This is a genomic window from Nocardia altamirensis NBRC 108246 (genome assembly GCF_001612685.1).
Taxonomy (GTDB): Bacteria; Actinomycetota; Actinomycetes; order Mycobacteriales; family Mycobacteriaceae; genus Nocardia; species Nocardia altamirensis.
On record NZ_BDAY01000066.1, the window covers coordinates 20174 to 44430 of the forward strand.

Annotated in this window: 17 protein-coding genes; 6 read left to right on the forward strand and 11 right to left on the reverse strand. The window is 68.7% G+C overall.

The window, feature by feature from the left end:
• The first annotated feature begins 66 nt into the window (after positions 1–66).
• The gene (locus NA11_RS30425) at positions 67–774 is read left to right on the forward strand and encodes a DUF8020 domain-containing protein (RefSeq protein ID WP_069165475.1); all 708 of its coding nucleotides are present in this window, start codon (positions 67–69) and stop codon (positions 772–774) included.
• Between the two features lie 415 nt (positions 775–1189).
• Positions 1190–1900: a DUF8020 domain-containing protein gene (locus NA11_RS30430; RefSeq protein ID WP_069165476.1), complete on the forward strand. Its 711-nt coding sequence runs from the start codon at positions 1190–1192 to the stop codon at positions 1898–1900.
• Positions 1901–1955: 55 nt separating this feature from the next.
• Here the strand turns inward: NA11_RS30430 and NA11_RS30435 are convergent, their stop codons facing one another.
• From NA11_RS30435 to NA11_RS30460, 6 genes are all read right to left on the reverse strand, one after another.
• The gene (locus NA11_RS30435) at positions 1956–2843 is read right to left on the reverse strand and encodes an NRDE family protein (RefSeq protein ID WP_069165477.1); all 888 of its coding nucleotides are present in this window, start codon (positions 2841–2843) and stop codon (positions 1956–1958) included.
• 137 nt (positions 2844–2980) lie between these two features.
• On the reverse strand, positions 2981–4246 hold the full coding sequence (locus tag NA11_RS30440; RefSeq protein ID WP_084655202.1) for a S1 family peptidase: 1266 nt from the start codon (positions 4244–4246) through the stop codon (positions 2981–2983).
• Between the two features lie 253 nt (positions 4247–4499).
• On the reverse strand, positions 4500–5858 hold the full coding sequence (locus NA11_RS30445; RefSeq protein ID WP_069165479.1) for a S1 family peptidase: 1359 nt from the start codon (positions 5856–5858) through the stop codon (positions 4500–4502).
• Positions 5859–6023: 165 nt separating this feature from the next.
• A complete protein-coding gene (locus NA11_RS30450; RefSeq protein WP_069165480.1) occupies positions 6024–7109 on the reverse strand; it encodes a hypothetical protein in 1086 nt (361 codons plus the stop codon).
• 65 nt (positions 7110–7174) lie between these two features.
• Positions 7175–9760, reverse strand: coding sequence for a LuxR C-terminal-related transcriptional regulator (locus NA11_RS30455; RefSeq protein ID WP_069165481.1), 2586 nt, complete (start codon positions 9758–9760; stop codon positions 7175–7177).
• Positions 9753–11465 (reverse strand): Hsp70 family protein, encoded by a 1713-nt coding sequence (locus NA11_RS30460; RefSeq protein WP_069165482.1) that lies wholly within the window; start codon positions 11463–11465, stop codon positions 9753–9755. Before NA11_RS30460 ends, NA11_RS30455 begins: the two co-directional genes overlap by 8 nt.
• A gap of 296 nt (positions 11466–11761) precedes the next feature.
• On the opposite strand from NA11_RS30460, the gene NA11_RS30465 reads away from it, so the two are divergent.
• Genes NA11_RS30465 through NA11_RS30475 form a run of 3 tightly spaced genes read left to right on the forward strand, consistent with a single transcriptional unit; the run spans position 11762 to position 18072 of the window.
• On the forward strand, positions 11762–14620 hold the full coding sequence (locus NA11_RS30465) for an IniB N-terminal domain-containing protein (protein WP_141717927.1): 2859 nt from the start codon (positions 11762–11764) through the stop codon (positions 14618–14620).
• Positions 14621–14677: 57 nt separating this feature from the next.
• Positions 14678–16534, forward strand: a complete 1857-nt coding sequence (locus NA11_RS30470; protein WP_069165484.1) for a dynamin family protein — start codon at positions 14678–14680, stop codon at positions 16532–16534.
• On the forward strand, positions 16531–18072 hold the full coding sequence (locus NA11_RS30475) for a dynamin family protein (RefSeq protein WP_069165485.1): 1542 nt from the start codon (positions 16531–16533) through the stop codon (positions 18070–18072). The genes NA11_RS30470 and NA11_RS30475 overlap by 4 nt, the downstream gene beginning before the upstream one ends.
• A 5-nt stretch (positions 18073–18077) precedes the next feature.
• On the opposite strand, the gene NA11_RS30480 is transcribed toward NA11_RS30475, so the two are convergent.
• The 3 genes from NA11_RS30480 to NA11_RS30490 all read right to left on the reverse strand — a co-directional run bounded on the left by NA11_RS30480 (position 18078) and on the right by NA11_RS30490 (position 20487).
• Positions 18078–18644 carry a TetR/AcrR family transcriptional regulator gene (locus NA11_RS30480; protein ID WP_069165486.1) on the reverse strand — a complete coding sequence of 189 codons (567 nt, stop codon included), beginning with the start codon at positions 18642–18644 and terminating at the stop codon, positions 18078–18080.
• Between the two features lie 123 nt (positions 18645–18767).
• On the reverse strand, positions 18768–19928 hold the full coding sequence (locus NA11_RS30485) for a zinc-binding dehydrogenase (protein WP_069165487.1): 1161 nt from the start codon (positions 19926–19928) through the stop codon (positions 18768–18770).
• Between the two features lie 109 nt (positions 19929–20037).
• The gene (locus tag NA11_RS30490) at positions 20038–20487 is read right to left on the reverse strand and encodes a winged helix-turn-helix transcriptional regulator (protein WP_069165488.1); all 450 of its coding nucleotides are present in this window, start codon (positions 20485–20487) and stop codon (positions 20038–20040) included.
• 86 nt (positions 20488–20573) lie between these two features.
• Between NA11_RS30490 and NA11_RS30495 the strand changes: the two genes are divergently transcribed.
• Entirely contained in the window at positions 20574–22016 is a 1443-nt protein-coding gene (locus NA11_RS30495) for an MFS transporter (RefSeq protein ID WP_245746266.1), read from the forward strand.
• A gap of 42 nt (positions 22017–22058) precedes the next feature.
• On the opposite strand, the gene NA11_RS30500 is transcribed toward NA11_RS30495, so the two are convergent.
• On the reverse strand, positions 22059–22358 hold the full coding sequence (locus NA11_RS30500) for a hypothetical protein (RefSeq protein ID WP_069165489.1): 300 nt from the start codon (positions 22356–22358) through the stop codon (positions 22059–22061).
• A gap of 17 nt (positions 22359–22375) precedes the next feature.
• Entirely contained in the window at positions 22376–23977 is a 1602-nt protein-coding gene (locus NA11_RS30505) for an FAD-binding oxidoreductase (RefSeq protein ID WP_069165490.1), read from the reverse strand.
• Positions 23978–24257: the final 280 nt, after the last annotated feature.

The window sequence follows — 24257 nt, forward strand, 5'->3', positions numbered from 1 at the left end:
GATGAAGAGCTCTCGCGTGTCCAAAACCGGGCTGGTAGTTGACCTGATGATGGATTGGAAAACTGAATGAACCTCCGCAGAACCACCGCGGGTGCCGCGTTGGTCATCGGCGCGATGACCATCGGTCTCGGGACCGCGCACGCCGAGCCTGTCGCCACTCCGGCCGACTCCGGCGTTACTTACTCTGTCAAGCTGGTCGACAAGGTTGTCGTCGCGTCGCTCAAGGGGGGCACCTTCTCGTTGACCGAGAAGGACGGCGCGACCGCTGATGCGCCGAAGTCCACCTTCGCCAATGTGCGCGACAGCAAGGGCAACACGCTCATCTCGTTCCCCGTCGATGTCGACATCAACGGCACCACTGTCCCGGTCAAGCCGGTGATGAAGAAGGACGACACCGTCCTCGAGCTCACCGCGGAGAAGCCGGAAGGCCTCGTCGCGCAGCCGGTCAACTCGGTGGCCGTCCGGCCGGTGGCCGCCGCACAGGACATCGCGTCGCCGATGGAGAACCAGCGCGCGCAGAACGAGTTCGCGAGCAACTTCGGCATCGCGACCGCGGTGGGCGGATTCGTCGGCACCGCCATCGGATTCGTGGTCGGCTGCGTCGTCATTCCGGTGATCGGCTGCCTGCCCGGCGCCGGCATCGGTGGCATTCTCGGCACCATCGCCGTCGGTGGTCCGACGCTGATCGCGGCGGGCGTCGAGCTGATCAACACGCTGCAGGCGCCGGACGGCACCACCAAGTGGGCCGACAAGCCGGGCCAGCCTGCCAACTGATCCGTCGGATCCCTGCCTGGCTCGCGGCGCGGAAACCGTTTGATTCGGCTCGCTCACCGAGGTGGGCGAGCCGAATTGGTTGAGGCTCCGATGGCTCCGATCGTGATGCCCCCTCTTTTATGGGCTTCGGCCGTGATTCACATCACGGCCGAAGCGCCCAATAGTAGGCCTGACCATTGATCATGGTGCGGAACGCCGAGGCAACCGGTCGGTCGTCGAGTTCCGGCGTAGTCCCCAAGGCGGGGAATGCATCTCGCTTCTGCGTCGCGGTTCGATTACGCTCACGACGTTCTGTCTGCTGTGCCCGTCTTCGCACTGCTCGGGGAGGATCCGGGGCGACCACCCGGACTTGATGAAGAGCTCTCGCGTGACGGAGATGGCTGGGTGGACCACCTGATGATGGATTGGAAACTGAATGAACCTCCGCAGAACCACCGCGGGCGCCGCGATGGTCATCGGCGCGATGACCATCGGTCTCGGGACCGCGCATGCCGAGCCTGTCGCCACGCCGGCCGACTCGGGCATCAACTACTCCGTCAAGTTGGTGGACAAGACGATCGTCGCGTCGCTCAAGGGGGGCACCTTCTCGGTCACCGAGAAGGACGGGGCGACCGCCGCTGACCCGAAGCTCAGCATCGCCAACGTGCGCGATGCGCAGGGCAACACGCTCATTTCCTTCCCGCTGGATGTGGCCGCCGACGGTAAGCCTGTTCCGGTGAAGACCGAGGTGAAGCGCGACGGCACCGTCCTCGAGGTCACGCCGCAGAAGCCGGAAGGCCTGGTCATGTCCGCGGCGCCGGTCGCAGCACGGCCGGTCATGGCGCAGGAGATCGCGTCGCCGATCGAAAACCAGCGCGCGCAGAACGAATTCGCGAGCCAGTTCGGCATCGCCACCGCGATCGGTGGCTTCGTCGGCACGGCGATCGGTGCGATCATCGGCTGCGTCGTCACCATTCCGGTCGGCTGCATCCCCGGTCTGCTGACCGGTGCAGGCGTCGGTGGCATCCTCGGCACCATCGCGGTGGGCGGCCCGACGCTGGTCGCCGCAGGCGTCGAGCTGATCAACACGATCCAGGCTCCGGACGGCACCACGAAGTGGGCCGAGAAGCCGCTGCCCGTGAAGTAGCACTTGCTCCTGACCATTCGGCCCGCTCTCCACGGAGAGCGGGCCGAATGTCGTCTCAGGCAGGCAAGTCCAGCGTGCCGCGGAAGGACACCTCGCCCTTGCGCCGCCCGAACATCCCGAACGAGCGCTCCGCCATCTCGAACGACCCGTCCGTACGCACCAGCAGCACCGTGCTCGCCCGCGTCCCGTGCTCGACATCGGCGATGAACCGGGACGAGACCCGCTTCTCCATCAGATACGGCACCCCGGTGTTCGGCAATTCCGCGTCCGCGGCCCTTGTCCGATCGGCGAGCACCGCGAAATACCGTTCCACCGCACCGGGATCGGATTCGACAACAGCCCGCAAATCGGCGACGCCGCCGCGTACTTTGGGCCAGATGGGCTGTGGGGCGGTTAAATCCGTGTTACCGGGGGTCAACCCTGCCGAACTGACGAACGCGGCGTTGGAGAGCCCGTGGAAGCCCGGCGTCAGCTCGCGCGGCGGCGCGGCGCTGCGGTTGGAGTGCCACCACAGCGATTCCAGGTCGGACACCAGCAGGTTGTAGCCGTTGTAGTCGTCGGGGGCGGCCGCGACGTCGAGCACGTACTTCTCCGGGCTCGGAAAGTCGGCGCCGGGATGTCGATTCGAGGAGCCGCGCAGGAAGTCCATCAGCAGCGCGCCGCGCGACCTGGCGTCGGCGCGGTCGTCCTTCGGATTGCGGACATTGGTCACCGTGGCGAATCGGTTGCGGCCCTCAGGCTCTCGGGTCAGTCCGAGCCAGGTGCCGGGCGGATCCCCAGCTGCCCGGTGCATCGCCCCCTGATCCCGCCCGGCGAGCAGACCGGGCACCTCCGGCCACCACCGCATCGATTCGGTCGGCCGGGAGTACAGCTCATCCCGGTTGGCCGCGAGGATCAACCGATACTCCGGATGCGCGCGCCAACCGATCAACACCAAACACATGCAGTCCAGAATGCCGGAACATCGCAGGGCACAGCACGGCATTGGCCGTGTGAGCGGCTGCGCAAGGCCAGTGGAAAGTTGTAGGGACAGCGAAAAGGCCGACAGCGTGGACGCTGCCGGCCTTGACGATGGAACGACTAGCTGGTGCGGACGCGCAACCCGGGGTTGTCCGAGAGCACCACGCTGACCGGCTGTGCGAACAGCTGCGGCGCGTTGCCGGTGAGCGCACCGATCAGGTTGGGGATCTCGCAGATCGGGTAGTCGGCCACCGACGACGCGCTGGAGATGCCGAGGGCCAACCGGCCGGTCACGATCGGGCCGCCGCTGTCGCCGGGCAGTGCGCAGATGTTGGCGGAGAACGCCTGGGTGAGTTCACGGTCGCCGACCTGAACGGTCTGGTCGACCGCGTTGACCACACCGCAGCTGAAGCCGGTCCGCGAACCGGACTTGCAGACGGGCGCACCGACGACCGGGGTCGCGACGCCATCGATCGGGATCGACGCGGCGCCAGGCACCCGGACCTCGTTGTTGCCGAAGCGATCCTTGGCCTGGTCGTTGATCTTGATGATCGAGTAGTCCTGCGAGCCGAGCACCGACTTCTGGAACTGGCCGAGTTCGGGGCCGAGACGGTTGTCGCGCACCTCGTGCACCTTCGCGGCGTTGCCTGCGCCCGCGGACGGGATGTCCGGGTTGCAGTGACCCGCAGTGATGTTCACGACCGCGCCACTACGGTCGGTGCCGTTGAAGCCGAGCGAGCAGCGCAGCGAGGTGCGTCCGGCGACCGAGGCGTAGCCGTCGCCACCCGCGAGCACGCCGCCTGCCGCGCCTGCGATCGCGTCGGCCTGCGGCAGCGTCGCTGCCTCACCGGCGATCGGCGGCGCCATCACGATCACCCGCGTCGGGTCGATGAAGCTCGGCATCGGCAGGCCGACCTGGTCGACGCGCACCGCGATGCTGTTGTTGACGGTGTCGATCACCACGCCACGCACGAGTGCGGACACCGCCTCGGGCTGACCGTCGAGCCACCGCTCGAACGCGCTCTTCTCGCCACGCAGCGCGGACTCGCTCTTCGCGACGTTACGAACCTCGAAACCCGCTGAGTCGGCGGCCTTCTGGGCTGCGTCGGCGCCAGGCCCCTGCGCCAGCGCGACCACCGGCTTGCCCTTGTCGTCGAGCCACGCGCCACCGAAGACGTCCGGGTACTGCCGCTGCGCGGTGGTCGCGAACGCTGCCACCTGCTGGGCGACCTCGGCACGATGCAGGTACTCCGCCGGCGAGATCTTCAGATCACGGGCCACCGCGGCAACCAGTTCGGCGGGCAGGTTCGGTGCCGGATCCGGTTGTGCCGTCGCTACTGCCGCCGTAGGTCCGAACAGCAGGATCGCCGCGGAAGCGGCGATCATGGATTTTCGGACTCGGGTCTGTCGCGCGGCTGATCGGTGCTGACCTATACGTGGCAGGAGCATGCCCAGACTATATGGGGTTCCGCCCGGTATGCCTACTCATAACGAGCGTGTGGTTCGTTTGATAGTCACATCTTTGCATTATGTTCATTGCCACACTCGCGAACGCCTGTGCCGCAGGCACAACGAGGCGGCGTCCGTCGGCAGGAAGAAGGGCCGACGAACGCCGCCTGTCGAACTCAGCTGCCGCGACTCAGCCCGCGTTGGCCCTGGTGCGCACGGCGATGCCGCTGCCGACCCCGCCGCCCGAGGACGCGTCGATGTCGGCCAGGATCGGCCGGATCGGAATGCCGAGGCTCGCGGTGCCGCCGTACTGTGCCAAGCCGATATTGGCCTCGTTGCAGTCGGGCGCCTCGGCCGCGTTGGAACCACTGGTGATACCGAGGGCTAGGGTGCCGGACACGATCGCGCCGCCGCTGTCGCCGCCGAGCGTGCATGCCGAGCTGGCGAAGCCGCGCACGGTCTTGCTCTCGCCTTCAGCGGTGTACAGCTGGGTCTCGACCCGATCGGCCACCACGAAGCCGCAGGTGAAGGTCGACGACTGGCCGGACTTGCAGACCGGAGCGCCGGTGATCGGATCGGCGATGCCGGTGATCGCGATCGTGGTGCCGTTGGCGCCGCGCACCGTCGGCTGGTCCATGCCCGCCCGCACCGCGCGCTCGTTCAGCTTGATCACCGAATAGTCGAGCCCGGTCTGCCCGCCGAGCTTCGCCTGCACGAAGGTGCCGAGCTCAGGGCTGTTCGGGATGTCCTTGACGTTGGGGAAGTAGACCGAAGCCTCCTGGTTGCCCTTGCCGAGGTTTGGATCGCAGTGGCCCGCACTGATGTTCAGCGCGTTGCCTGCGGCGTCCACGCTGTTGAAGCCGAACGAGCACACATCGACACCCTTGAGCGCGGTGTCGTGCAGCGAGACGGGGGCGCTGATGTAGGTGTCGCCGCCCATCGGCCTGCGCTCGACCGGGCCGCCGCTGTTCGGCGAGAGGATGACCTTGACGTTGGCGATCAGCGTCGGCAAGTTCAGCAGGTGGCCCGCCGGGGTGTTGGCGACGTTGAGCACCAGCTGGCTGTTGAGGAAGTCGATGGCGACGGAGTTGATCGCCTGGGAGATGTCGCGCGGCAGGCCGGTGACCCACTGGTTCAGCTGCGTGAGCGAGTTCTCCAGACTGTCGGCGGACACCGGCGCGATCCGGGTCTGGTAGCCGTCGCCTGCCGCGATCTTGGCGGCGTCCAGCGAGGTGACTGCGACGACCGGCTTGCCGTCGTTGCCGATCCACGCGCCGGCGAAGGACTCGGGCCGTTCGGACCGGAAATCGCGGGCGTAGTCGCGCAGTTGCTGTGCGCGGGCCGCACGATCCAGGTATTCGATCGGGGTCATCTTGAGGTCGCGAGAGATCGCCTGCACCAATTCCGGGGGCAGGAGGTCGGCATTGAGCTGCGCGGGTGTCTCCGGGACCGCAGCGGCGGTGGTTGTGCCGAGCAGAGGAGCGAGGAGGACGGTCGAAGCGATAGCGACTGCTTTGACCGCGGCGCGGCGCGCCACCAACTTGCGCATGAAATCCCTTCGTGGCACGCACGTGCCAGCTCAATCCGCGGCAACGGGCGTGGAAACCGTTGGCTCACAGTCGTCCTGCAGCAACAGACCGAATGCCGGTAATTCATCCGACAACACCGGTCAGCGCATCACTTTAAGGCACAAACCGGGGAACGGCTCTCTCAATCACTCGTCATCTTCGGAGTTGCCGAAAGGAAAGCCCCGTCGCGTGGTGGTGGGCCCGGGAGGTTTGGTCGTCGTCGACGTCGATGTGGGCGGTGTCGGCGTCGGCTCAGTGGTCGGTGGGGGCGGCGGTGGTGGTGGCGGTTGCGTGGTCAGCGGCACCGTCGTGGTGATGGTCACCGGCGCATGGACTGTCGGCGGCACGGCGGGAAGATTCACCGGCGGCGCGGGCGGGGTCGGGCTCACCGACACCTGGTCGGACTTGGCGTCGCGCACCGGCGGCACCGGGGTTTCGGAGTTGTCGCGGAAAAACAATGCAACCGCGAAACCGCCGAGCACCAGACCGATCAGTGCCGCGGCGCCGATCAGCAGCGGAAATTGCTTGCGGTCCTTGGTCGGCACCGGCTTGGGCGCGGGCGCTGCCACCTCGACGACCGCGGTCGGCATGGGCGGCTCGGCCAGCGGCATGGCCGCCGAGTACGCCTGCGGCGTCAGATCGGACGCGGGCACCGCAGGGATGACGATGGTGTCCACCATCGAATTCTCGGCATGCGTCGGATCCGGCGGGGTGGTGCCCGCCGGGGTGGAGAGCACCGAGGCCAGTGCCGCGCGGGCGGCGTCATAGGCGAAGGTGCTCGGTGGCGCGGTGAACAGCTCGGCGCTCGGCAGATCGGCCTCGCTGACCAGCAAGACCGACCGCAGCCCGAGGTAATCCAGGGCATCGCGCAGCGCCTGCACATGCTCGCGCGGCCAGTCACCAGGGTGGGTCGCGTAGAACTCGGCCGGGCCGTTGAGATGTTCGGCAGCCAGGTTGATCAGGCAGAACAGCGCGGTGGCGACCAGATCCTCGGCGCGATACGCCTCGCCGTCATCGATGGAGATGCCCGCCGGATCGCCGACCGCAGGCACGAATCCGGTGATCGCACGGGCGTTCGCGTCCGGCGGCGGCCCGCCGAGCGTCGCGTCGCCGTCGTCGGACATGTACAGCACCGACTCGCGGACGATGAACAACGGCTCGTCGCCGCCGTCGGTGACGATGGCCGCCGTGCTCTCGGCCTCGGCGATGCGTAGGCCCACCCCAGTGGCCATCCTCAGTACCTCGCTTCGGCGTTCTGGCTCACGAATTCGTATCCTGCTGCACACCGACGCTTGGGTCACACCAGCAGTGAGCCGTGTCCCATGGCGCGGAGCATCGACAATAACTCCGATCGGGACCGCGCACCGATCCGACGCCGAATACGCGCGACATGATGCTCCACCGTCTTGGCGGAAATGTACAGGCGCGCGCCGATCTCACGGTACGTGAGCCCGAGCAGGACGAGTTCGGCCACCTCCCTTTCCCGTTCACTGAGCATCGTTGCGGGCTCCCCGTTCGCCGGATCCGCGGCGGGTTCGGTGCCCTCTTTCGCGGCTGGCTGCGCCGGTGGCAAGACCGGGTCCTGCGGTTTCGCGTCGGTGCGGACCGTGCGGGCGAGCTTGAGCAGTGCGGTCGCGGTCGCGGAATCGGCGGCGGCGAGTGCGGCCTCGCTGGCCAGCCTGGCGGCGTCCCAGCTCATGCCGATTTCGGTCAATCCGGCGACGGCCGCTTCGACCGGGCCGACGGACACTTCGCCGCGCAGCATCAGCACCCAGGTGCGGCCCGCATCGGCCAGCACCGCCGCGTGCCGGTCGCCCGCCTCGGCCGCGGCCTTCAGCGGCTTGGCATGGGGTAGTAGCTCGGTCGGGCTCTGGCGCGCGATCGCGGCCTGCACGCCATACCAGTGGAAGGCGTTCGACCAAGCCGGTGGTTGACCCATCCGGTCGAGCAGCGCGAGCGCGGCATCGACGAGCGGTGCGATCCGGCGCTCGTCGCGCAGCCGGATGGCCGCCAGCCAGAGCTCGCCGATCGGCAGCAGTGCGAGCAGGTCGGCCTCGACGTCGTCGAACAGGAGGTAGGCCGCCTGCCAGGCCCGAGCCAGCGCGGCATGGTCGCCGGAGCGCCTGGCCAGGCCGACCGTGACACCGTGTGCGAGCAGGCGATCCCGGACATCGAGCGAATCATGGTCCAGCGCGGCAACGGTCGCGGCGGCGGCGCGTTCATCGCCGCCGAGCATGGCGGTCCAGGCCGCGAGCGCTTGGAGTTGATGGCAGCGGAGGCCGCTCGCGGTGGCGCGGCGCAGCGCGTCGCCCGCGCGGCGGGGTTCGCCGGTGCTCAGGCACAGCAGGGTGGCGATGGAGACCGCGGTGCACGGGAGGAAACGATCCACCCCCGAGTCGGCGTGCGCGGCCTGTACTAGCGAGGAGACCGCGCCTGCCGCCGCGGGGCCTGCGAGCGAGTCGCCGAGTGCGGTGGCGATCAGGCGGGCATGGGCATTGGCTCCGGTCGGCGGCCACTGGGTCGCCGACGCGGACAGCTCCGCGGCGCCTGCCACGTCACCGGCGAGCGAGAGCACCGTGGCGCCGATGGCCCAGTCCGCGCCGACGCGGTGCGCGCCGAGCCACGAATACAGTTGTGCCGCACGGCCGACCAGGCCACGGCGGGTCAGCACGGCGGCGCAGATGCGCACCGCGTCGGCCAGTTCCGCGCCGGAGACCCCGGAGCGGGCCAGCACCGGCTCGGCAAGGCGCATGGCCGTTTCCCCGTCGCCGTTGCGGCCTGCCGCCTCGGCCCAGCGCAGCGCGATGAGGTCGGGATCGGCGCCGGTCGCCGCGGCGGCCGCGTAATAGCGCACCGCCTCGCGGCCCGCCTTTTCCGCTGCGGCCGAGAGGAATTCGGCAAGGCGTGGATCGTGCACGCCGGATTCGGCGAGCAGCAGTGCGGTGTGATCGCGCAGCAGACCCGCGTCCAGCCGGGCGCCGAGCAGTTTGCGCTGGACCGCGACGAACCGGCGGTCGCCGAGCAGGGTGCGCAACGGCCCGACGGCCGGGGCGAGCAGCAAATCCGCGTCGGTGACCAGCGCACTCGCCCGTGCTCGATCGATAAGGCGCTGTGCCGCAGCGGGTTCGACGCCGAGCACCTCGGTGAGTTCGCTGGCGTCGAGGCCGGTGCCGGTGGTGGCGATGACGAGGGTCTCGAGCAGGTCCGGCTCGAGATTGTCCAACAGCGCGCGGGCCCAGACGGTCACGGCCGCGTCGACCGCGAGGATGCCCGCGTCCAGCCGGGCCGAGCAGGCGGCGGTCAACGCGGCGACAACGCCGCCGCGAATGCCGTCGGTCTGCCGGTGGATGTGCTGGGCAACCTGGCGCGGCACCATCATGCCGATTTCCCTGGCGAAGGGGGCGATGTCGGCGACGCCGAGCGCGCGGAGATCGACGATGCGGCCGCGCCTGGCGACGGTCTCGGCCAGCGTGCGCAGCAGCTGATCGTGCGGGCGCGGCTGGGCCGCGACCACCACGGTGCCTCGACCGGATTCGATGGTGGCACACAGAGCTTCGAGATCCGACTCGCTCAACGTGTGGGCGTTGTCGATGACCAGCACCGGGTGCGGATCGATCGTGGACACCGCGGGCGGGCCGAAGTCGTTGGCGGAGTTCGCGATCGAGTCGGCGCCGGTGCGTGCTGGCGCGAGTTCCGCCGTCGGCGTGTCCTGTAGCGGGACCCCGCGGGCACGTAGGCGGGTGCGAATCTCGGTGAGCAGGGTGGTCTTACCGGTTTGCGAGCGGCCACGGATGAGGTAGACAACCGGTTCCTTGTCGGCGGTGTCGAGTTCCCTGAGGATCTCGCGCGCGGACGGCAAGGTGTCGAACGCGATGTCAGCCACCGTGTCCTCCGACGATCTGGCCCGGTGCCCGCAGTACGGTGCCGACGACGCCGCCGACGGTGTCGACCGGGTCGGTGAGGGCGCCGGTCGGCAGGCTCGGTGCGGTCGGCGGGGCGGGCAGGGGAGCGGGCACCGGTACCGGCACGGGCACCGGAACCGTCACCGGGGCCGGGACGGGAACCGGGGCTGCCGGCGGAGCCGGTTGCGGTGCACCGGGTTCCGCGGGCGGGGCAACGGGCTGTCCGGACGCCGGATCGCTCTGCACCACGGCCACCGTGGTTGCGGCGGGCGAACCGGGTTGTGCCGGATCGGATTTCGGGCGTACTGCCGCCTTCGGGTCCGTCGCGGCCACCGGGGCATTCGGGTCGGCGGGCTGTCCGGCGCCGGTCGTCGCGGCAATCTCGGCAGCGCGGGCCGGGCTGGAGTGCTCGGTCGAGGCGGGGCTCGACTGCGCGCCGGTGCCGATCGCGACGGTGCCGGTGGCCAGCGCGCCGAGCACGATCGCGGCGGCCGCGACGATGGCGGCACGCTGCTTGCCGGTCAGCCGAGGGCGGCGAGACTTGTCGACCGTCGGCAGCGGTGAAAGTGACGCCGACGGAAGCGCTTTGGTCGCAGCCGTGTCCGCAGCGGGCAGCGGAATCGCCACCTGGTCTACCGCGAGCGAGGCCAGATCCGCGGCGAGGATGGCGGCGCCGCGTGCGCTGGTCTGCGCAGGCCGGGGCGCCGCGACCACCGGGAGACCGAACTCGGCCGAGATCAGCTCGGCGACCAGCGGAATCGAGCCGCCGCCACCGGTGAGCAGGACGCTGCCGATATCGCCGATGTCGAGTCCGGCCCGGTGCACCGCATCACGGATCAGGTCGATCGAGGTGAGCAGCGGTGCCCGGAGCAGGTCCTCGAGTTCGCCGCGTACCAGGCGGATGTTGCTGCTCGGCGCGCCAGCCGGATTCAAGCGAACCCGGACGACCGTCGCCGTATTAATCGAGAGCTCTTCTTTCGCAGTTCTGCAACGTTCGCGCAATACCGACAATTCTTCTTCGACAACCGGGTCGAAGGGGTCGAAATCATTTGGTACCGCAGCGTTTGCCAGAACATAGCGCATGGTCAGCAGATCGAATTCCGCGCCGGCGACGTCCGTGGTGTGCACCGGTGCGCCGAGCAGGCTCGCGTGATCGCCGGTGCGCACCACCGACACCGTCAGTCCCGCGGCGCCGAGGTCGTAGACGAGTACCGCGCCGTCGCCGAGCGGGCCGTTGGTGGCCTCCAGCCAGCGGATCGCGGCGATCGGCTCCGGCACCAGGGTCACCTCGCGCAGGCCGACGCGATCGAGGGCGGTGCGTTGGATATCGACGGTATGCCGGGACCACCACGCCGGGTGGCAGGCCACTGTCGAGTCGTATTCCGTTGTCGCCGTGCTTGTCTCGTCGATCAGGCAGGAGATGGCGGTGGCGACGAGGTCGGCGGCGGAATGCGTGCTTCCGTCCTCGGCGAGGATGTCCACCGGATCGCCGACCCTAGCGAGGAAACCCTCCAGCACCACATCGCCGGATTTCCCGGTGGCGGCGCCGAGGGCGGGCGGCGTGGCCGCGGCCAGGCGGAGCACGCTGGGCTGGGTGAATACGCCGTCGCTGTCATCCCCCGCTGCCGCCACGGCGACTGAATTCGACGACCCGACAGTGATGCCGAGCGTCAGACGCTGTGTCATTCGTGAACCCCGTTCGAAAACTCTGTGGTCCGGTATCGCTGCTGTGTAGTCCGATGCGCGAAAGGCAGTGCGGGCACGCCGACGCAACACTTGTTTCGGTTGCTGGCCGTCAGCCGTTACTGGTTCCGGGGAAGCTTTGGGGAAATTCCCCTAATGCTGCGGCTGCCCCTAAGGGCCGGACGGGGTGAGGTGTAGGGATCGGCCCCGTTACGCGTAACGACTGGCGCCCCTAGCGTGAAATGTATTCCGACTACAGCGGATCGCGATGGTCCGCCTGCCTTCAGGAGATGTTTCTGATGACACCCAACGCGATTCTCGAGTTCATCCTCAATCTACTTCGCGATCACGAGGCCGCAGTAGCCTACTGCGCCAACCCGAACCAGGCGCTTGTCGACGCGGGGCTCACCGCCGTCAGCGCCGAGGACATTGCCGCCGTCGCCCCGATGGTCGCCGAATCGGCGCTGGTCGCCGGCGGTTCCCAGCTGTCGGCGATCGTCGCAGCAGGCGCACAGGCCGGCGCCTCCGCCGGGCTCGGTGCGCTCGGCGCCGTCGGCGCGGCGGCCGCCGCGAATGCCGGACTCAACCTCGCCGCAGGCCTCGGCATCGACCTCGGTGGCCAGGTCGGCACCGGCATCGACCTCGACGCGGGCCTGAACAGCACGATCGGCACCGGTCTGAACGCGGCGATCAACTCCGGCCTGCACGCAGGCGCGGATCTGGATGCCGGTCTGAACACGGCGATCAACACCGGCGCGCAGGTCGGTGCAGATCTGGGTGCCAGCCTGAATACGGCGGTCAACACCGGCCTGCACGCTGGCGCCGACCTCGGCGCCGGTCTGAACACGGCGATCAACACCGGCCTGCAGGCGGGTGCCGACCTCAGCGCCGGACTGAATACGGCGATCAACACCGGCTTGCAGACCGGGCTCGGCGCGGCCGCCGACATCGGCGCGAACCTGTCCACCGCGGTGGGCGGCGCGGTTGACGCGGGAGTCCACACCGGCGCCGACCTCACGAGCAACCTGCAAGGTGCCGTCAACGCCGGATTGCAGGCCGGGACAGGACTCGAGACGAGCCTGTCCACCGGCCTCGGCGGTGCACTCGGCGCAGCAGGACAGGTCACCACCGGTCTCGACGCCGCACTCGGCGGCGGCGCCCAACTGGGCGCCGACCTCGCCACCGGCCTAACCGGCGCAGTGCACACCGGCGCCGACCTCACCACAGGCTTGTCCACAAACCTCGAGGCCGGCCTCCAGGGCGCCGCAAACGCAGCCACCGGTCTGACCACCGGTCTCGACGCCGCAGCCAGCGCGGGCGCAGATCTCGGTGCCGATGTGAGTACCGGGCTGCAGGGTGCTGTGGATGCCGGGACTCAAGTGGTCGGCAATCTCGGCGGCGATTTGTCTGCTTCTGTTGGCGGCGTTGTGGATTCGGCGGCGCAGGCGAGTGCTGGCCTGGAGGCCGGTCTGGGTGCTGCGGCTGGCGTTGGCGCGGATCTCGGTGCTGGTGTGAGTACCGGGCTGCAGGGTGCTGTGGATGCTGGGACTCAAGTGGTCGGCAATCTCGGCGGCGATTTGTCTGCTTCTGTTGGTGGCGTTGTGGATTCGGTGGCGCAGGCGAGCGCGGGCCTGGAGACCGGGTTGACGGCCGGGCTCGGTGCTGCGGCTGGTGCGGGCGCTGAGATCGGTGGTGATGTGTCTGCTGCCGTGGGTGGTGCAGTCAACACCAGTGCGCAGGTTGGTGCGGGCCTGGAGACCGGTCTCACTGCCGGGCTGGGTGCTGCGGCCGGTGCGGGCGCGGATCTCGGCGTTGGCGTGAGCACTGGACTGCAGGGTGCTGTGGATGCCGGAGCACATGCGGCTGGCAACCTTGGCGGCGATTTGTCCGCTTCTGTTGGCGGCGTTGTGGATTCGGCGGCGCAGGTTGGTGCGGGCCTGGAGACGGGTCTGTCGGCCGGTCTGGGTGCTGCGGCTGATGCGGGCGCAGGTTTGGAGACCGGTTTGACGACCGGGCTCGGCGCTGCGGCTGGTGCGGGTGCGGATCTCAGTGGTGATCTGGCTGCTGCCGTGGGTGGTGCGGTCAACACCGGTGCGCAGGTTGGTGCTGGTCTGGAGACGGGCTTGGCCGGTAGTGCGGACGCAGTGCTCGGTACCGGTATCGGTGTTGGTGGTGATTTGTCCACATCTGTTGGTGGCGCGGTGAGTTCGGCGGCGCAGGCGACTGCTGGTTTGGAGACCGGTCTCACTGCTGGGCTCGGTGCTGCTGTTGGTGCGGGTGCTGATCTCGGCGGTGGTTTGGCTACCGGTGTGGGTGGTGCGCTGAACACCGGTGCGCAGGTTGGTGCCGAACTGGGGACCAGTGTGGATAGTTCGCTCAGTGCCGGAGCGCAGCTCGGTTCCGGCTTGGAGACCGGGTTGTCCAGCGGTGTCGGTGGCGGGATCAGCGCAGGCGTTGGTGCTGCTGCGGATGCCGGTGCCGGTCTGAGCGGTGGGCTGTCGACCGGGCTCCAAGGCGCGGCCGATCTCGGTGCGCAGGTGGGGACCGGTTTGGAGACCGGTCTCGGCGGTGCCGTCGATGCCGGGGCGCACGCGACAACCGGGCTCGAGACCGGGCTGTCGACCGGGATCGGTGCCGCTACCGGGATCGGTGGCGGGTTGTCCACAGGTATCGGTGGAGCGGTGGATACCGGTGCGGGACTTGGCGGTTCGTTCGGTGGTACCGGGCACGGCAGTGTCGACACCGGTCTCTCGGGCTCGCTCGGCGGTGCGACGCACGGTGCGGTAGATGCTGCGGCGAACCTCGGCGGCACCGCCAGCGGTGCGGTGGATACGTCGGGCAGCCTCGGCGGTGCAACGCATGGTGCGGTGGATACGTCGGCCAGCCTCGGCGGTGCGACCCACGGTGCGGTGGATGCTGCGGCCGGCCTCGGTGGCGCCGCGCACGGAGCGGTGGACACCGGGGCCGGGATCGGCGGTGATATTGGATCCACTGCCAGCACCTGGTCGTCACTGGATGTTTCCAGTGCGTTCGGATCGGGCCTGGACAGTACTGCCGGACTGCACGGCGACACCGGGCTGTTCGCCGATACGCACGCGGACACGAGCCTGGCAGGCACGGCTGGCACGGACCTCACCGGCGACGCGATGCTGCACTGACACAGCGACGCCGCATCGAACACCGTCCCTGCTTCACGGAAAGAGGTTCCCGCCGCGATGGAGAGCCCCGCATCGACTGCCACGCCCAAGGGTGTCCCCCTGCTCTCGGTGCTGGGCGAAACCATCGCGGCGGCGCAAGCCGCTGGTCGCAACGATCTGGTCGGCCGCCTGGAAGCGGCGGCCGACCGGGTCCGTGACCCGCGGCGGCGCATTGTCATCGCCGGTCAGCTCGATCAGGGCAAGAGCCGTTTCGTCAACGCGCTGCTGAACCTCGATATCTGCCCGGTGGGTGACGACGTGACCACCACGATCACCACCCTGCTTGCCTACGGCCATGAACCGAAGGCCGAGCTGGTGCTCGCTGGTCCGGGCGATGCCGTCGGCGAGGGCACCCGAGTTCCGGTGCCGATCAACGAGATCGGCACGATCACCGCACGATCCCCGCTGGCGCAGGGCAGACGGATCGTGCGGCTGGAAATCGAGCTGCCCAACCCTTTGCTCGCCGACGGCATCGTCCTTGTCGACACCCCGGGTGTCGGCGGGCACGGAAGCTCTTATGCGTCAACTGTGTTGGGGATGGTGCCGACCGCGGACGCGGTGCTGGTCGTCTCCGACGCGTCCACCGAACTCACCGAGCCGGAGCTGGCCTTCCTTCGCCAGATCCGCGAATTGTGCCCCACCGTCGCACTCTTGGTGACCAAGACCGATCTGTATCCGCACTGGCGGCAGGTGTACGAAGCGGATCGTCGCCACTTGGCCGCCGCAGGTTTGGACCTGCCGATGATCGCGGTGTCCGCGCTGCTGCGCAGCCACGCGCTGCGGCTGCAGGATCAGCAGCTCGGCGCGGAGTCCGGGTTCGGCGTGCTCTACCAATTCCTGCGTGATCAGGTGGTGGCGCGCGATCAGCTCGCCACCCGCGCCGCGGTGGCCCGCGATATCCGTTCCGTCGCCGAACATTTGGCGTTGGCGCTGGGCAGCGAGTTGGTCGCGGTGCGCGATCCGGCGCGCGGCGCCGCTGCGGTCGGAGAACTCCAGGCTGCCCGCGCGTCGGCCGAGGAACTGCACCGGCGCACCGCCGCCTGGCAGCAGACCCTGGCCGACGGCATCACCGACCTGGCAGGCGATGTCGACCACGATCTGCGAGATAGGTTGCGCGGCATCGCCAGAACCACCGAGGAGTGGATCGACGAGCATGATCCCGGCCGGCATTGGGACCGGATCGCCGACTATCTCACCGGCACCATCGACACCGCGATCGGCGACAACCTGCTGTGGACGCACGCTCGCGCCCTCCAGCTCGCTGAGCGGGTGGCCGAACATTTCACGGAGGTCGGCGCGGTCGAGCTGCCGGATGTCCGGTCGGACGCCGACGGCAGTCCGGCCGCCGCGACCACCCTTGCCGAGCTGGAACCCGATATCGGCTTCGGCAGCAAGCTCCTGGTCGGCATGCGCGGGTCGTACGGCGGCGTGCTGATGGTCGGGCTTGCCAGCACCTTCGCCGGACTCGCGCTGCTCAACCCCATCTCGCTCGGTGCCGGACTTGTGGTGGGCAGCAAGGCTTTCCGCGACGACAAGCAGGCCAGGCTGGCCCGGCGCCGGAACGAGGCGAAGGTCGCGGTCCGCCGGTTCGTCGACGATGTCGCGTTCCAGACGGGCAAGGAGTCCAAGGACCGGCTGCACCGGATCCATCGCGCGCTGCGCGACCACTACGCGGGCGTTGCCGAACGAAGCCTGCGGTCCATCGACGAGTCGTTGCGGGCGGCGCAGGAGGCGGCGACCATGGCGAACGCGCGCCGCGCCGAACGGGGCACGGTGTTGGAGCGGCAGGTGCGGGTGGTCGCGGAATTGGCCAGATACGCCGAGGCGATGCAGGCGGCACTGCCTGGCGGCACCGTCGGTACGGTGGTTTCGTGAATCGTGAGGTCGGCGCGGCGCCAGGGATTGTTGCCGAGGCACATCGGCTGGTCGGCGCGGCACGGGCGGCGTTGGCGAGCGAGCCGAGGCCGCGGGCGTTGCTCGCCGACTGCGCGAGCCGGTTGGATCAACCGCTGCGCGTCGCGTTGGCCGGATCACTGAAGGCAGGCAAGTCGACGCTGCTGAATTCCCTTGTCGGACAGGACATCGCACCGACCGACGCGACCGAGTGCACCAGGGTGGTCACCTGGTACCGCTACGGATCGACGCCGAGCGTGACGGCGCACGCGCCGGACGGCGCACGCGCGAATGTGGCGGTGCGTCGCGGCAGTGGCACGCACGGGCTCACCTTCGATCTGGACCGGTTGCGGTGGAATGCGCCTGCGGCGCGCGAGGTCGACCATCTCGAAGTCGAGTGGCCTGCCGCGGCACTCGCGCACACGACGATCATCGATACGCCGGGCACCTCCTCGTTGTCGCGCGAGGTATCGCAGCGCACCGCCCGATTGCTCACTCCCGGTGTAGATGTCGAGCAGGCCGAGGAGAACATCGCGATCCCCGGCGCGGATGCCGTGGTGTATTTGCTGCGTAGGCTCGACGCGGCCGATGTCCGCTTCCTCGAACGGGTCGGCGCGGCGCCGGGTGCTTCGGATCTGTCCGGACCGCTCGGCGTGGTCGGCGTGGTGTCCAGGGCCGATGAGATCGGCGCCGGTCGCATCGACGCCTTGCATTCGGCGCGTGACGTCGCGACCCGTTTCGCCGGCGAGTTGGAGCGAACAGGGTTGTGCCAGGCGGTGATTCCGGTGGCTGGGCTGCTCGCCTATGCGGCGGCGACGCTGCGTCAGCAGGAGTATGCGGCGTTCGAGGCGCTGGCCGGTGTCCCGGTCGACGAGTTGAGCACGGCGCTGCTTTCCGCGGATCGCTTTGCGCGACCCGATATCGCGCTGCCGGTGGCGCCTGAGACCAGGTCGCAGCTCGCGGAGCGATTCGGCTTGTTCGGTATCCGGATGGCGGTCACGTTGATTCGGCTCGGCGTGCGCGATTCCGCCACGCTTGCCGCGGAATTGACCAACCGGAGCGGGGTGGACGAGCTCCGCTCGGTGCTCGACGTCCAATTCGGCCAGCGCGCTGATCAACTCAAGGCGCACTCTGCCCTCACCGCGCTTGCGCGGGTGCTGACCGCGTATCGCGGCAGCGAGGCGGATGCACTGCTGCCGAGGGTGCGCACCCTGCTCGCCGACGTGCACGGGTTTGTCGAACTTCGCCTGCTCGGCAGGCTGCGCACCGATGAATTGGCGCTGCCGCCCGCGGATCTCGCGGAGCTGCACCGGATCATCGGTGGGTCGGGCATTGCGCCGCATCTGCGTCTCGGGCTTCCTGTCGAGGCCGCACCCTCGGTGCAGCGGGCCGAAGCCCTTGCCGCGGTGCGCAAGTGGCGGGCACGCGCGCGCCATCCGCTCGCCGACCAGTTCACCGCGACGGCCTGCCTGACTGCGGCCCGCAGCGCGGAAGGCACGCTCGAATTGTTGCCCGAGTAGGTCGATTACCCGGTGATCGTGCGTAGTGCCGCCGCCAACTCGGCGCCGGTCGGCGCATGGTCGGGGTCGATCAAGTACTGGGCGGCCACTCCGGTCAGCAACGCCTGGTAGAGGGCGCCGACCGCGCGGCCTTGCGCGGTATCCGCTTCATCGAGGTGCTCGAAGAGGCGGGCCAGGCCGCCACGCGCCTCAGTGAGCTTGTCCGCCAACTGGTCTCGTGTTTTGGGATCGTGGCCTGCTTGCGCGAGGGTGTCGAAGGTGGCGGCCCACAGACCGCGATGGGCGCCGATCGAATCGATGACCGCCTGCCAGTTCGTGGCAAACCGGTCCAGCGGGGTCGCGCCGGGTTGCGCCGCATCGTCCAGCGCGCGTTCGAGTTCCGCCCCCCATTCCCGATTCGCCTCGGCGAGCGCCTCATTCAACAACGCCTCTTTGGACCCGAAGTGATACCCGATGGCCGCCATACTGACCCCGCCCGCCGCCGCCGCGATATCGCGCACCGTGGTCCGCGCATAACCCTTCTCGAACAAACAACGCCGCGCCCCCGCCAGCAGATCCTCCCGATTTCCCATGCGCAAGATCCTAGCGCGCTCGCCTAAGTCACCCGTCTTACGCATCCGCCCAACCCAGACCTGCCCGTCACCCTGCCTGACCACGCCGACGGCGACCGCTATGCGATCGGGTGGTGGGGTGGGTTAGGGGGTTGTGGTGGGGCTGGTGGGGTCTATGAGGATTTTGGCGTGGTGGGTGGGGGTGGCGAGGGTGGTGAAGGCGTTGTCGATGCCGTCCAGGCCCACGGTGGCGGTGATCAAGGGGGCGGGGTCGACCTTGCCGTTGGCGAGCATGTGGAGGGTGTCGCGGAATTCGCCTGGGTCGTAGCCGAGGACGAAGCGGAGGTCGATTTCCTTGTTGATGGCGGTGGCGGGGTGGATGCGGTCGGGTTCCATGCAGACGCCGACGACGATCACCTGGGAGCGTGGGGGCGCCGCGGTCAGGATCTGATCGAGAATGCCTGGCACGCCGACGCATTCGAAGATGGCCGGGCCTGCGGGGCCCGCGTTCAGCGTGTGCGCGAGACGGAAGACGTACCACCACGGCAGGTTCGGGACGCGGCGAAGCCGGTCCATGGTCTCGAAGCCGAGGTCGAGAATGTCGGTGACTGTGGTGATCCGGCCGGGTTTCGGGTTTGCGGTCCACGGCGAATCAGTGGCGGGATCGACGACGACGTCGGCGCCGCACGCGGTGGCGAGTTCGCGGCGGCGTGGGGAGAAGTCACTGGCGATGACGGTGCGCACGCCCGCGGCCTTCAGCATGCTGATCACGGCCAAACCGATGGGGCCGCAACCGATCACGAAGGCGGTCTGCCCCTTGCCGACCCGGCCGCGGCGGATCGCGTGCCAGGCCACCGCCATGGGTTCGGTGAGCGCGGCGTGCTCGGCGGACAGCCCGTTGGGGACCGGCATGGTCATTGATTCCTGAACAACGACCTGCTCGGCGTATGCGCCGGGCGCCGCGGTGGACAGGCCGGTCATCTCCGACTTCTTGCCGTTCCGCAGGATCGGCAGCGCTACCACCGGGGTGCCCGGCTTCCAGCGCCTGCGGCAGCCGGGTCCGTAATCGACTACTTCGCCGCTGAATTCGTGTCCGAGCACCACGCTCTGGTCCGACCGCATGAATCCGTCGTATCCGGCGGCGGTGGCGAGGTCGGCGAGCTGGTCCGCGTGCAGGCGGGCATGCAGGTCGGAACCGCAGATGCCGCACCGGGTTACGTTGATCAGCACCTGCCCGCGGCCGGGCACCGGCGTCGGCAGGTCGGCGACCTCGAATTTCGTGTTGGTGACGACGGCTGCCCGCATGGCGAACTCCTCGACTCGGCGGCACGCGGCGGGCGCCTACGCCTGCCCGCCGCTCCGGGCCAACCCTACTGCGCGTGCCGAGCGGGAGACCCGAAACCCGGGTGCGGAGTCAGGCGTTCGCGGCGGCCAACGCCGCTTCCTCGGCCGTGCGCCGATCGTAGGCAAAACGCGCGGAAGCGATTTCGTTCTGATGATTCTCGGTCCAGGTGACCAGGGCCTTGATGGTGGTGTGCAGGCTGGCGCCGAGTGGGGTCAGCGCGTAGTCCACCCGCGGCGGCACCGTCGGATATACGGTCCGCTCGACCAGTCCGTCGCGTTCGAGCTGGCGCAGCGTGCGGGTGAGCATCCGCTGGCTCACGCCGTCGATCTCGCGCTTCAGCTCGGTGAACCGCATGCTGCATTGATCGAGCAGCGCGATCGCCAGCAGCGACCATTTGTCGGCGATGCGATCGAGGATCTGGCGCACCTCGCAGTCTGCGCGGGCGTCCCACTGACGAATGTCGTAGTCGGAGTCGGTATCCCCGCAGTACCCGGGTGACTCCAAAGTGCCGTCTTCCATAGCCGTTGATTCTGCCGGAAACTTTCCCTCGGTATCAAGTAGTAACCGACCCCACTATGGGGAACCTATCTGTTTGGGGAGTCGTAATGGTGAAATCCAGAGCCGCCGCCGAGGTCTTCACGGAGATGTCCGGCCGCGCCTGGGCGGTGCTCGCGGTGTTGTGCGGCGCGATATTCCTGGAGGGCATCGACGTCGCGATGCTCAATGTGGCGCTGCCCTCGATCCGCGCCGAGTTCGGCTTGTCCACCGGGATGCTCAGCGGCGTGGTGTCGGCCTACGTGCTCGGCTACGGCGGTTTCGTGCTGCTCGGCGGTCGCGCCGCCGACCTGCTCGGTCGCAGGCGGATGTTCCTGTTCTGGATGACGGTGTTCCTGCTGTTCTCCGGACTCGGCGGCTTCGCCACCAATGGGTGGATGCTGTTGACCGCCCGTTTCGTCACCGGCGTCGCTGCCGCATTCCTTGCGCCGGCGGGACTTTCGTTGATCACCACCAACTTCGCCGAGGGCAGGGTGCGCGACCGGGCGCTGATGTTCTACGCGGGTATCGGGGCGGGCGGCTTCTCGCTCGGCATGGTGGTCGGCGGCTTGCTGACCGCGCTCGGCTGGCGCTGGGTGTTCTTCGTTCCGGTGCTGGTCTCCGCGGTGCTGCTGGCGGCCGCGATCGCGCTGGTCCGGGATTCCGGTGTGCCGGAACGTGTTCGGGGCGGCTTCGACGTGCTCGGCGCGCTCGGGGTGACCGGCGCGATGCTGCTGCTCGTCTACGGTGTCGTGCGGCTGGAACATCCTGGCAACGGTCCGGCGCTGACCGCGGCGACCTTCGCCGGTGGTCTCGCGCTGCTGGCCTTGTTCGTGCTGAACGAACGGCGCGCCGCGGCACCGCTGGTCCGGCTCGGCATCCTGCGCTCGGCGGCACTGGTGCGCACCAATCTGGTTGCGGTGCTGTTCATCGGCTCGTTCATGGGCTTCCAGTTCCTTGTCACGCTGTACTTCCAGGAACTGCGCGGTTGGAGCACGGTGGCAACCGGTCTCGCCATGGCGGTGATGGGTTTGGACGCCATCCTCGCGCCGTTGGTGACGCCGTGGCTGGTGCGCAAGTTCGGCAATGTGCGGGTGATTCTCGGCGGTGCGATCTTCGCTGCGCTCGCCTACGTGCTGTTCCTGCCGTCCGGGCTCGACCGGGCCTACATCGCGATCCTGCCGACGATGCTGCTGCTCGCCGTGGCATTCGCCCTCGTCTACGGCCCGCTGACCATCGCGGCGACCGACGGCGTCGCCGAGGCAGAGCACGGTCTGGCGGGCGGGTTGCTCTACACGGCAATCCAATTCGGCGCGGCCCTCGGCATCTCGGTCGTGACGGCCGTGAACGTCGCCGCGGTCGACGCGGGCAAGCTGGGGATCGACGGTCTGCGCGTCGCTTTGATCGTGCCGGTCGTTGCCGCGGTCCTGGCGGCCGCTGTCGCGGCGGCGGGCCTGCGCCGCACCGTGATTCCCGTGTCCGAGCCGAGGGTGGAGCAGCTCGCGCGAGTGTGATCCGAGCGGGGCGGGCCGGAGCGGTGGCTCCGGCCCGCCTCGTCATGGTCGCTCGCGCAACGCCGGGTAGACGACTTCCTGAAGATAGGTGTCGATGTCGCGCCCATGGCGCCTGGCCTCGATCACCGCGACGCCGTTCCGTGCTGCCCGCTGCTTCAACAGTTCACGCGAAACCCGTTCCACCCCACCGCCGATCAGCAGGGTGCCGAACTCCCCGGTATCGAGCGCCGCGAGCGCGTCCTGGTCGGCGATGACGCCTTCGGCGGTGAACCCGTGCGCCCGGATCTGCGCGGTGGCGGTGTCGACGGTGTTGCGGCTGCGGCCGATGATCAGAATGTCCATTTAAGCCGTCGCGTCTGTCACAGGAGTACTCCCGGGTTCAGGATTCCTGCGGGGTCGAGTGCGGATTTGCTCGCGCGCAGCGCCAGTGCGAAGGGCTCCGGACGTTGGCGGTCGTACCAGGGCCGATGGTCCCTGCCGACCGCGTGATGATGGGTGATCGTGCCGCCATTGGCCGAGAGCGCTTCGGAGACAGCGGATTTGATCTCGTCCCACTGCGCGACGGTGCTGCCCCAGCGTCCCGCGGCGTAGATGCCGAAGTAAGGCGCAGGACCGTCCGGATAGACATGGGTGAAGCGGCAGGTGACGACGCCCTGCGCGCCCACCGCACGGATCGCGTCGTTGGCCGCGGTGGTCACCGCGGACTTGAGCGCATCGAATGTGTCCCAGGTGCAGGCGGTTTCGAACGTCTCGGTGATCATCGATTGCGCGGCAAGAGCATCGCGCTGGTACGGCATGCGCAGGAACGACGAGCGCCACGTGTCGGCGGTGCCGCCGGTGTGCACGCTGGTCTCGGAATCGGTGTAGCGCACGGGTTCCGGCAGCTTGCCACCGTATTCGACGGCGATCTCGACGGCCCGCTCCAGCCAGACCCGCGTCGGATGGTCCGCGGACTCGAACCCGAGCACCAGCACGCCACCCGAGGTCGCGGCCCCCGCGTTGAGAAACGCCTCGGCCGGGTCGAGCAGACGGCAGTTGGTCGGATACAGCCCGGACTGGGCGATCGTGCGGGTCGCGGTCACCGCACGGTCGTAGTCGTCGAAGTGCACGGAAGCCGTTGCGCGCCAGCGCGGCCGATCCTGCAGCCGCATCCAGGCTTCGGTGATCACGCCGAGCGTGCCTTCGGAACCGAGGAACATCCGGTCCGGCGATGGCCCGGCACCCGAGCCGGGCAGCCTGCGCGATGCACTGACACCTGCGGGGGTAACCACCCGCATCGACTCGACCAGATCATCGATGTGGGTATAGAGCGTCGCGAAGTGCCCACCGGCCCGCGTGGCCAGCCACCCACCGAGCGTGGAGAACTCGAACGACTGCGGAAAATGCCGCAGGGTCAGCCCGGATTCCCGCAGTTGGTCTTCCAGCGCTGGCCCGAACACACCCGCTTGGATCCGCGCCGCCCGACTGGTGCGATCGACCTCGAGTACCTGATCGAGCGCACCGAGATCGAGGCTCACCGCACCGGCGAAGTCGCCGTCGAGACGCGGCTCTATCCCGCCGACCACGGAAGTGCCACCACCGAACGGGATCACGGCGATGTTCGCGCGGCTCGCCCAATCGAGCACATCGACGACATCGGCTTCGGTGCGCGGCCGGACGACGAGGTCCGGTGGAGTCTGCACGTCTCCGAGGAGGTTGCGCACCACATCACGGAAGGCCTGCCCGTGAGCGTGCGCCGCCCGATCGGCGGGATCGGTGGACACCACTGCGGCAAGCGCGTCCGGCGCGGCGATCCGAGGTTCCGGCAACGCCAGCGAGCCGATCGAGGGCGGCTCGTGGGCGGTCAGATCGGCTCCGGGCAGGATCGCCGCGACCCTGGTCGTCAGTGCCGCCCGCTCCGCGCCGTCGACGGCGTCCTCGACATTGCCCCAACCCCACCACGACCGCGTCTTCGCCGACACTGCAACTCCTCTCGATCGGGCTCGCGCCCGCGCGTGCCATTGCATCATGGAAGCAGCACCGGTATCGGTGATCGGCCACACCGCAGCACGGCCCGGAACGCGGTGTGCTCGACAGTCGCTTGCTCCTGCCGGATCCATCCGAAACCGGTCCATGCGCCGCGCGGAGCGCGATCGCCGAGATTCTTTCGGCGTTCGGGAATCATTCGCGCCGCACGTCCGTTGAGCTGGAAGACAAGATTGAGCGTGGATCACTCAAGTTTGAGTTGACGCCCGGAGGTAT

Coding starts and splice junctions, on each gene's coding strand:
- NA11_RS30490 (WP_069165488.1), bottom strand. CDS start 20,487: ATGGAAGACGGCACTTTGGAGTCACCCGGGTACTGCGGGGATACCGAC.
- NA11_RS30465 (WP_141717927.1), top strand. CDS start 11,762: ATGACACCCAACGCGATTCTCGAGTTCATCCTCAATCTACTTCGCGAT.
- NA11_RS30500 (WP_069165489.1), bottom strand. CDS start 22,358: ATGGACATTCTGATCATCGGCCGCAGCCGCAACACCGTCGACACCGCC.
- NA11_RS30435 (WP_069165477.1), bottom strand. CDS start 2,843: ATGTGTTTGGTGTTGATCGGTTGGCGCGCGCATCCGGAGTATCGGTTG.
- NA11_RS30440 (WP_084655202.1), bottom strand. CDS start 4,246: ATGATCGCCGCTTCCGCGGCGATCCTGCTGTTCGGACCTACGGCGGCA.
- NA11_RS30425 (WP_069165475.1), top strand. CDS start 67: ATGAACCTCCGCAGAACCACCGCGGGTGCCGCGTTGGTCATCGGCGCG.
- NA11_RS30450 (WP_069165480.1), bottom strand. CDS start 7,109: ATGGCCACTGGGGTGGGCCTACGCATCGCCGAGGCCGAGAGCACGGCG.
- NA11_RS30470 (WP_069165484.1), top strand. CDS start 14,678: ATGGAGAGCCCCGCATCGACTGCCACGCCCAAGGGTGTCCCCCTGCTC.
- NA11_RS30485 (WP_069165487.1), bottom strand. CDS start 19,928: ATGCGGGCAGCCGTCGTCACCAACACGAAATTCGAGGTCGCCGACCTG.
- NA11_RS30430 (WP_069165476.1), top strand. CDS start 1,190: ATGAACCTCCGCAGAACCACCGCGGGCGCCGCGATGGTCATCGGCGCG.
- NA11_RS30460 (WP_069165482.1), bottom strand. CDS start 11,465: ATGACACAGCGTCTGACGCTCGGCATCACTGTCGGGTCGTCGAATTCA.
- NA11_RS30445 (WP_069165479.1), bottom strand. CDS start 5,858: ATGCGCAAGTTGGTGGCGCGCCGCGCCGCGGTCAAAGCAGTCGCTATC.
- NA11_RS30495 (WP_245746266.1), top strand. CDS start 20,574: ATGGTGAAATCCAGAGCCGCCGCCGAGGTCTTCACGGAGATGTCCGGC.
- NA11_RS30480 (WP_069165486.1), bottom strand. CDS start 18,644: ATGGGAAATCGGGAGGATCTGCTGGCGGGGGCGCGGCGTTGTTTGTTC.